This window comes from Nocardia xishanensis NBRC 101358 (assembly GCF_001613365.1).
Lineage (GTDB): Bacteria > Actinomycetota > Actinomycetes > Mycobacteriales > Mycobacteriaceae > Nocardia > Nocardia xishanensis.
In genome coordinates this window covers 64254-72939 of sequence record NZ_BDCF01000042.1, presented here as the reverse complement: position 1 = coordinate 72939, position 8686 = coordinate 64254, and the positions used below count along the sequence as shown (strand labels likewise).

Genomic DNA, 8686 nt, shown 5'->3' with positions numbered 1-8686 from the left:
GCGCCGACGAGCCCGTGCACGAGCCCGATCCGCTTGCCGCACAAGAGGTCATGGCCCGCACCGACGCCGCGGCTGCGACCGCGGCGATCGCGCTCGCACCGCAGCGGCAGACCGCGCTGAGCACGATCGCGAACGAACGCACCGCGCACGCGGACGCGTTGCGCGCGGAGATCGCCCGCGTGGTCGGCGTCTACGGGGACGGAACCATCCCGGCCCGCAAGACCAGGGACCGGGCCGCGCCGTTCGCCGCGACCACGACGGGCCCGGAAGCGACCGGTACGGCCGTGCCACCGATCTCGCCGCCGAGCGTCGACCAGTTGCGCGAGCAGCTCGCCCGATCGCGCAAATCCGCGGCCGATCTCGCCGTGACGCAATCCGCCTATCGCGCGGGTCTGCTCGCCTCGATCAGCGCGGCCTGCGCCGTTCACGCGGGGGTGCTGCTGGCATGACGGACGCCGAACGCCAAGCCCTGCTCGACGCGCTCGCCGCCGAATACGCCGCGGTCTACGCCTACGGTGTGATCGCCGCCTTCGCCTCACCCGAACGCGACCGCCTCATCGCCGAGCACACAGCGGCGCATCGAGCCCGCCGCGACACCACCGTCGACGCGCTTCGTGCGGCGGGGACGACCGCGCCGCCGCCCGAACCCGCGTACACCATCCCGTTCCCCGTGGAGGATCCCGTGCCCGCCGCACGGCTCGCGGTCACCGTCGAGAACGACACCGCGGTCGCCTGGCGCGCGGTCGTCGAGCACGGCGAGTCCGAGGAGGCGCGCCGCACCGGAATCGACGGGCTCACCGAATGCGCGCTGCGCGCGGCCGCCTGGCAGGCGATTCTCGGCGCGAACCCGCCGACCGCCGCCTTCCCCGGTAAGCCGTGAGGCCTTTCCGGTAAGTCCGGCGTCTGCCGCTCGCCCGGCGGCGTCCCGAGCACCCCGAGTGCGCACCGCGACCGAAACCGGGTACGGCCGAATCGAATTCGGCCGTACCCGGCGGGTTCACGGGCGCATTTCGTAGGCGCCGTCGTAGGACGCCACCTGCGCCCACACTTGGTCGAAGCGCTCCCGATCCACGATCGGGGTGCGCAGCGCCGCGACGGCCCATTCCCGCTGCGCCGAGGTGGCCGACGTCTTGCCGTAGAGCGTGGTGGCGTGCCCGTTGAAGTCGCGGATCTGGAAGTCGAAGATCTGGTCGAGCACATCGCGATCCAGACCCGTGATCGCCGCCTGCTCGAGGATCAGCTGGCCGTAGACCACCAGGGAGAACAGGTGGCCGATGGTGAGCATGAAGTCCAGATCCTGCTGCTGAGCCTCGTCCGGAGCCGCGGTGGCGAGCAATTCGCGCAGCGCCTTGGCCTGCTCGTAGAAACGCGCCACGTTCGCGACGTCGGAGTGCTTCTGGTACACCGGGTTCCAGTCGGCGAACTGCACCTTGCCCGCGCCGCGGGCCGGGCCCTGCCGCCAGAAGAACTCGTCGTCGGCCGCGTCCTGACGGGTGCCGACCTCCGGGTAGTCCTTGGGGTTGAACAGGTAGTTGGGCAGGAACTTGAGGATCTGGCCGACGTTCACGTGCACCGTGCCCTCCAGCCGGGGCAGGGTGTTGATCAGGCGCTGGACCTCGTTGAAGTAGGTGTTCTTCTCGAATCCCTTGGCCGCGAGCACATCCAGCAGCAGGGTCATGACCACTTCACCCTCGGAGGTGACCTTGGACTTGGTCATCGGGTTGAACAGCAGGTAGCGCCGGTCGTCCAGGCTCGCGGTGCGGAAGTAGTCGACGGCCCGGTCGCTGAACAGCTTCATCGCGACGATGCGGGTGTAGGCGTCGACGAAATTGCCTCGCACGTGCGGGAAGTCGGTGACGCGCTTGCCGTAGAGGACGCGGTTGTTGGCGTGCGTGATGGCCTCGTAGAACGAGTGCTCCACCATGCCGATGCCGCCGTGGCAGAGGTTGAACTTGCCGACGTTGACGGTGTTCAGCGCCGCGGAGAAGGCCTCGGGGCCGGTGTGCAGGATGTCCTCGGCGCGCACCGGGTAGTTCTCCAGCCGGAACGTGCTCACGTACATCTGCTGGTGCACGACGTTGTCGATGAGGTGGTAGTTCTCGTGGCGGCTGTCGGCGGCGAACCAGATGTAGCCTTCGGCGCCCTCGACATCGCCGCGGCGCGAGAACACCGAGACCATGCTGGCCACGTTGCCGTTGCCGATGTAGTACTTGGCGCCGTTGGCGCGGAACAGGATTCCGGCCTCGGCGTCGGCGCTGCCCGGCTCGGTCGGGGTGAGCACCATGTCGGTGTTGTAGATGTCGGCGCCGTGCGACTGCTCCGACAGACCGAAGGCCATCACCTGCCCGTCGGCGAGGTCGGCGGCGGCGCGCCGCTTGGCCGCCTCGTTGTCGCTCTGCCAGATCGGCCCGAGGCCGAGGATGGTCACCTGCTCGGCGTACCAGTAGGCCAGGCCGTAGAAGCCGAAGATCTCCGAGAGCGCTGCGTTGCGCGCGGCGTCCCAGCGGCGGTTCTCGTCGCCGTCGGCGTAGGCGGCGGGGGTCAGGAAGGTGGCGAAGAGCTTCTCCTTCGCGACGAACTCGAGGAAGTCGGCGGTCCACACGGCGTCCTGATCGTCGGCGAGCAGTTGCCGCTTGCCGCGGCTCTCGAACCACTCGATGGTGGCCTTCAGCAGCCGCTTGGTCTCCGCGTCGAACTGCTGCGGATCGTAGGTGGCCGGGTTGAACAACAACGCCTCGATGCTTGTCATGGCGGTTAACTTACCAGCGGGTAACAGCAGCGTGTGGCCGGTATGGCGGTTCATCCACCAGCAAATTCAGCCTACGGAAGCGTAAGGAGAAGGTGACTGCCGCACCTTCTCACGCACAAGGCATCGAAGCTTGCCTCCGAGTCGACGGAGCAGTGCGCCGATACCCCTCGGATCGCGTGAGCGTTGGCGCGCGCGTCCCTGGGGCGCCCTGACGTCCCGGGGCCGAAACGTAAGCCGCCCCGGTCCCTATGCGGGAGCGGGGCGGCGGACGGAAACCTCGGAGCGGATCAGCCGCGGATCTTCGCGACCACCGTCTCGACGGCGGAGGCGGCAGGAATCTCCTCGGCCTCGCCGGTGAAGCGGTTGCGCAGCTCCACCTTGCCCTCGGCCCAGCCGCGTCCGATGACGAGAACCCAAGGCATGCCGAGGAGTTCGGCGTCCTTGAACTTCACACCCGGCGAGGCGGTGCGATCGTCGAAGAGCACGTCAAGGCCGTGGGCGTGCAGGCCGGACACCACGTCCTCAGCGCCGGCGCGGGCCGCCTCGTCCTTGTTCGCGATGACGACGTGCACGTCGAACGGCGCGATCTCCGCGGGCCAGCGCAGGCCCTTCTCGTCGTGCTGCTGTTCGGCGACCACCGCGACCATGCGGGACACGCCGACGCCGTAGGAGCCCATGATCAACCGCACCGGCTTGCCGTTCTCGCCGAGCACGTCGACCTCGAAGGCGTCGGTGTACTTGTAGCCGAGCTGGAAGATGTGCCCGATCTCGATGCCGCGCGCCGACACCAGCGTGCCGCGCCCGTCCGGCGAGGGGTCGCCGTCGCGGACCTCGGCGGCCTCGATCGTGCCGTCCGGGGTGAAATCGCGGCCCGCCACCAGGCCGACCACGTGCTTACCCTCGATGTCCGCGCCGGTGATCCAGGACGTGCCGCCGACCACCCTGGGGTCGACCAGGTAGCGGATGCCGTTCTCCTGCAATGCCTTCGGGCCGATGTAGCCCTTCACCAGGAACGGGTTGGCGGCGAAGTCGGCCTCGGTGATCAGCTCGACCTCGGCGGGCTCGACCGACGCGCCGAGGCGCTTGTCGTCTACCTCGCGGTCGCCGGGGATGCCGATGCCGACGATCTCGGTCTTGCCGTCCGGGTGGCGCAGCTTGACCATCACGTTCTTCAGGGTGTCGGCCGCGGTGACCGGCCTGCCGTACTGCTCGCCGATTCCCGCCGCGTTGGCCCACTCCACCAGCGTGGCAATGGTGGGCGTGCCCGGAGTGTCGTGCACGACGGCGTCGGGCTTGCCCTCGATCGGCTGCGCTTCGGGGGCGGGCGTGACCACGGCCTCCACGTTCGCCGCGTAGCCGGACTCGCGGCAGATCACGTAGGTGTCCTCGCCGACCGGGCTGTCGGCCAGGAACTCCTCCGACGCGCTGCCGCCCATCGCGCCCGAGGTGGCCGCCACGATCACGTACCGCACACCGAGCCGGTCGAAGATGCGCTGGTAAGCCTCGCGATGCGCGTTGTAGCTGCGCTTCAGGCCGTCCTCGTCCAGGTCGAAGGAGTAGGAGTCCTTCATGATGAACTCGCGTCCGCGCAGGATGCCCGCGCGTGGCCGCTCCTCGTCGCGGTACTTGGTCTGGATCTGGTACAGCGTGACGGGCAGATCCTTGTACGAGCTGTACTCGCCCTTCACGGTGAGCGCGAACAGCTCCTCGTGGGTGGGGCCGAGCAGGTAGTCGCCGCCCTTGCGGTCCTGCAGCCGGAACAGACCGTCGCCGTACTCGGTCCACCGGTTGGTGGTCTCGTACGGGTCGCGCGGCAGCAGCGCGGGTAGCGAGATCTCCTGCGCGCCGATGGCGTTCATCTCTTCCCGGACGACGCCCTCGATCTTGCGCAGCACCTTCAGGCCCAGCGGCAGCCACGAGTACACACCGGGAGCGACGCGACGGACGTATCCGGCGCGCACGAGCAGTTTGTGACTGGGCACCTCGGCGTCGGCGGGGTCGTCGCGCAGGGTACGCAGGAAGAGGTGGGAGAGGCGGGTGATCACGGGTGCACAGCGTAGTCTCCGGCCACCGGGCGTCCGCAACGCGTTATCCATTTGGGCCTGCGGCGGAGCGCCGCCGAGATCACGCCGCGCCACCGCCTCCCGGCTCGACGGCCGACGCGGTGCCCGAAGTGCGGGGCGGCACAAAGCCCGACGTGCGCCGGAACCGCATCCCGACCGACGGGCGCGCGCCGGTACCGTATCGCCTCGTGCTGGTGCTGCTTCCTCCCTCCGAAACCAAGTCCGACGGCGGCGCCGGTCTGCCGCTCGACCTGGATGTGCTCACGATGCCGCAGCTCACGCCGGTGCGGGACAAGCTGGCGACCGAACTCGTCCAGCTGGCGGCCGACCCGGCCGCCTCCCGCGCCGCGCTCGGGCTAGGCAAGGGCGCCGACGCCGAGATCGCCAGAAACGCCGCGCTGCGCACGGCGCCGACCCGCCCCGCGCTGGAGCGCTACACCGGCGTCCTCTACGACGCGCTGGACGCGAAGTCCTTCACCAAGGCGCAGCGCGCCAAGGCGTACGCGCGGCTCGGCATCGGCTCGGCGCTGTTCGGAGCGGTGCGCGCGGGCGACCCGATCCCCGCCTACCGCCTCTCCGGCGGCTCCAAGCTGCCGGGTCTGCCCACCCTCGCGGCGGTCTGGCGCGACGTGCTGCCCGAGGCCCTGCTGACCGAGGCCGCGGGCGAGCTCGTCGTCGACCTGCGCTCGGGCACCTACCAGCAACTCGGTCGCGTCCCCGGCGCCATCACCGCGAACGTCCTCACCGAACACCCGGACGGCACCCGCACCGTGGTGAGCCATTTCAACAAGCACCACAAGGGCCTGCTGGCCCGCGCGCTCGTCCTCACCCGCGCCGAACCGGCCGACATCCGCGCCGTGGCCCGGGTCGCGGAGAAGGCCGGGCTGCGCGCCGAAATCGCCTCCCCCACCGAACTTCTCATCATCACCTGAGCCCTGCCACCGCCGAGCCCGGCTCTGCCGAAGCCGACCGCGGTCTCCGTCGCGGGTCCGGAGACCACAGGACAACTGGCTACCGCTAGCACATGGCGGACAGTGTTCGATCCGAAACGCCATCGAGCACATCCGCCATCAGGCGCCCGACCTGCTGCCGTGGCAGCGCGCGAAACCCTCGACCCGCGCGTGAAACGCCGCTTCACCGCGGCAAGCGCGAGCTTCGCAAACCTTCCACGCCTCGCAGAGGCCACAGCGTCTGCGAGGCGTATGAAGGCCTGCGTAAGGCGGACGGCCTTCCGCGCAATGGGCACGAGCCGGCATCCGGTTGGACCGACGACCCTGTCAGCGCTGCGCGGCGGCGAGGGCCGTGCGGATCGTCTCGACCGGGGCGGGTGCGGGATCGTGTTCCCAGAATGGGTCGCCCACGGCATAGGGAGTGCCATATACCGGGGTGTTCACCTCTGAGCGCCAGCCTTCGCGCAACGGTCCGGCGTCGACGGTGTCGTAGCCGAGCGCGTCGAGCAGTTGCGCGACAGCGGTTTTCGCCTCGGTGTCGTCACCCGCTATCGGCAGCGCGGAGCGATCGCCGGAACCGGCAGGGCGGGCGAGCGCGGCCAGGTGCGAGAACAAGATGTTGTTGAACGCCTTGACCACCTTGGACGTCGGCAGATGCCGTTGCAGCAGTTCGCTCGAGGTCACCTCGCCCGTGTCGAGCTCGGGGATGTTGCCGTCGCGCGCCGGGGCGTAGTTGTTGGTGTCGATCACGATCTTGCCCGCCAACGGCTCCACCGGCACCTGCCGGTAATTCTTCAACGGCACGGTGACCACCACGATGTCACCCGCCGCAGCGGCATCCGCCGCGGTGGCCGCCCGCGCCCGCGCCCCGAGTTCTCGCACCAGATCCGCCAGCGTCTCCGGCCCGCGCGAGTTGCTCAGCACCACATCCAGCCCGGCGTCCACTGCCAATCGCGCCACAGTGCCGCCGATATGCCCACTACCGATCAATCCAATCGTCGTCATGCCGACATGAAACCAACTGCACCCCAACACTGTTCCGCACCCGCCAGCACCACAGAGCCCGCACTCTCCACACGGGGGCACCGCGTCTATGCGGCGTGCGAGCGGTGTGTGCCGCCGGGGTGGACTCAGCGGGGTGGCTCGGCCAATGCGGCGGAGGTTGGTGCGGGCGGTGGGTTCGGCACCACCCGGCCCTCCCCCGGAAAATGGGATGCGGCTCGCACCACGGCGCCGGTACCGTTGCCGCAGCGACGACGGGGGGATACCGAAATCTGGCGTCGCGGAAGACGAATCGAGCGACCGACGGCCGAGTACAAGAGTCGCGGCGCGACGGGGAGGACCCATGACCAAGCTGAATCAGATCATCGCGGTGGAGAAGGGCGTGAAGAGCGGCGCGCTGCGCGAGCTCGCCGAGACCCAGAACCTGCTGCAGAAGCCATCGCTGCTGGCCGGCATCTCGCGCGTCTACCAGCCGAAGGACGAAGAGGGCGAACAGCTTCCGCCGGAGGCGACGCGCGTCCAGGTGAAGTCGGAGGAGGTGCTGCGCCAGACAGCCGCGACGCTGACCCGGCTGTTCGACGTGACCGCCACCAAGGACTGGGCGAACCGCACCGCCGCGGCCGACGTGGTGGTGGACGGCGAGACCTTGCTCGACGACGTCCCGGTGCCCTACCTACTGTTCCTGGAGAAGCAGCTCGCCGATCTGCTGGCCTTCGTCAAGCGGCTTCCGGTGCTCGACGCCGCCGAGGCATGGGGGTTCGACGACTCCTCCGACACCTGGCGCACCGAGCCGGTACGCACCATCCGCACCAAGAAGGTGCCCCGCAACCACGTCAAGGCCGAGGCCACCGACAAACACCCGGCCCAGGTCGAGGTGTACTACGAGGACATCGCCGTCGGCTACTGGACGACAGTGAAGTTTTCCGGCGCCTTGCCCGCGCGGCGGGTCAACGAGGTGGTCGGGCGGATAGAGAAGCTGGCGCAGGCGGTGAAGTTCGCCCGCGAGGAGGCCAATGCCACGGAGGTCACCGATCGCAAGACCGGCAAGGTGATCTTCGATTACCTGTTCCGCTGATACCCACGAACTCCCCCGCGCCGCGGGGGATGCGCGAGAGCGCAAGCTCAACCTGAAGATCAGCCTGAAGCCACGGGCCGGCCGCCGAGCGGGCGGTTCGCGGCGCAAACTCAGACTATCGCTCCAGATTGAGTATTCGCCGCCGACGACCGGGTCACGAGGAACGGACGCGATGCGACGAGGTGCGGGTTCAAAACCCGCTCTCCGCGCCCATGCGGAGGTGGTCCAAACGTAGGACGCGTCGCGGTGAGAGTGATCCGCTCCCACCGATACCGGTAGGCGACATGGGCGGCAGACCGAGACCCGGGGGCGGGCAAAGCCCCCGGGTCTTCCATGTTCGGGGACCACCGAAGCCGGTGCCCGACAGGCAAATAGACCCCGGCTCCGATTCGGAATACACCGGGAATGCGCGATGTTTCACCAGGACGTGACCGGTACAGCTGTGCTCTCCGATGACCTGAAGAAATACCTCGACGAGTCGAACGTGTTCGCCACCGTGGCCACCGTCGGCGCGAACGGGCAACCGCATCTCACCGTGATCTGGTTGAAGCGCGACGGCGACGATCTGCTGTTCTCCACCACGGTGGAGCGCCAGCAGGCCAAGAACCTCGCCAGGGATCCGCGGCTGACCGTGCTGATCAACCCGCCCGACAACCCCTACGTCTACGCCGAGATCCGCGGCACCGCCACCCTGACGCCGGATCCGGACAAGACCCTGCCCAACGAGCTCTCGCTCAAGTACACGGGCCGGCTGTACGCCGACTTCAACCCGGCCTCGGTGAACGACGCCGCCCGGGTCATCGTCCGGGTCACCCCGCGCAAGGTCGCCGGGCGGTTCTGAAACCGG

8 protein-coding genes are annotated in these 8686 nt (G+C 69.0%); 5 read left to right on the top strand and 3 right to left on the bottom strand.

Annotation, left to right across the window (positions count from 1 at the left end):
• Together NX1_RS26305 and NX1_RS26300 are read left to right on the top strand one after the other, a co-directional pair.
• Positions 1–449, top strand: a 449-nt coding sequence (locus NX1_RS26305; protein WP_068064625.1) for a hypothetical protein, incomplete at its 5' end; no start/stop codon positions are given.
• The gene (locus tag NX1_RS26300; protein WP_068064573.1) at positions 446–880 is read left to right on the top strand and encodes a ferritin-like domain-containing protein; all 435 of its coding nucleotides are present in this window, start codon (positions 446–448) and stop codon (positions 878–880) included. The genes NX1_RS26305 and NX1_RS26300, both read left to right, overlap by 4 nt.
• Before the next feature lie 117 nt (positions 881–997).
• On the opposite strand, the gene NX1_RS26295 is transcribed toward NX1_RS26300, so the two are convergent.
• The gene (locus tag NX1_RS26295; RefSeq protein ID WP_068064570.1) at positions 998–2749 is read right to left on the bottom strand and encodes an acyl-CoA dehydrogenase family protein; all 1752 of its coding nucleotides are present in this window, start codon (positions 2747–2749) and stop codon (positions 998–1000) included.
• Between the two features lie 287 nt (positions 2750–3036).
• Positions 3037–4794 (bottom strand): proline--tRNA ligase, encoded by a 1758-nt coding sequence (locus NX1_RS26290; protein ID WP_068064567.1) that lies wholly within the window; start codon positions 4792–4794, stop codon positions 3037–3039.
• Positions 4795–5000: 206 nt separating this feature from the next.
• Here NX1_RS26290 and yaaA point away from each other — a divergent pair, with 206 nt between their 5' ends.
• Positions 5001–5744, top strand: coding sequence for a peroxide stress protein YaaA (yaaA, locus tag NX1_RS26285; protein ID WP_068064622.1), 744 nt, complete (start codon positions 5001–5003; stop codon positions 5742–5744).
• Between the two features lie 345 nt (positions 5745–6089).
• Here yaaA and NX1_RS26280 read toward each other — a convergent pair whose 3' ends face one another.
• Positions 6090–6767, bottom strand: a complete 678-nt coding sequence (locus NX1_RS26280; RefSeq protein ID WP_068064564.1) for an NADPH-dependent F420 reductase — start codon at positions 6765–6767, stop codon at positions 6090–6092.
• 340 nt (positions 6768–7107) lie between these two features.
• Between NX1_RS26280 and NX1_RS26275 the strand changes: the two genes are divergently transcribed.
• Together NX1_RS26275 and NX1_RS26270 are read left to right on the top strand one after the other, a co-directional pair.
• The gene (locus NX1_RS26275) at positions 7108–7839 is read left to right on the top strand and encodes a DUF7873 family protein (RefSeq protein WP_068064561.1); all 732 of its coding nucleotides are present in this window, start codon (positions 7108–7110) and stop codon (positions 7837–7839) included.
• A 427-nt stretch (positions 7840–8266) separates the two neighbouring features.
• Positions 8267–8680: a PPOX class F420-dependent oxidoreductase gene (locus NX1_RS26270; RefSeq protein ID WP_218024186.1), complete on the top strand. Its 414-nt coding sequence runs from the start codon at positions 8267–8269 to the stop codon at positions 8678–8680.
• Positions 8681–8686 lie beyond the last annotated feature (6 nt).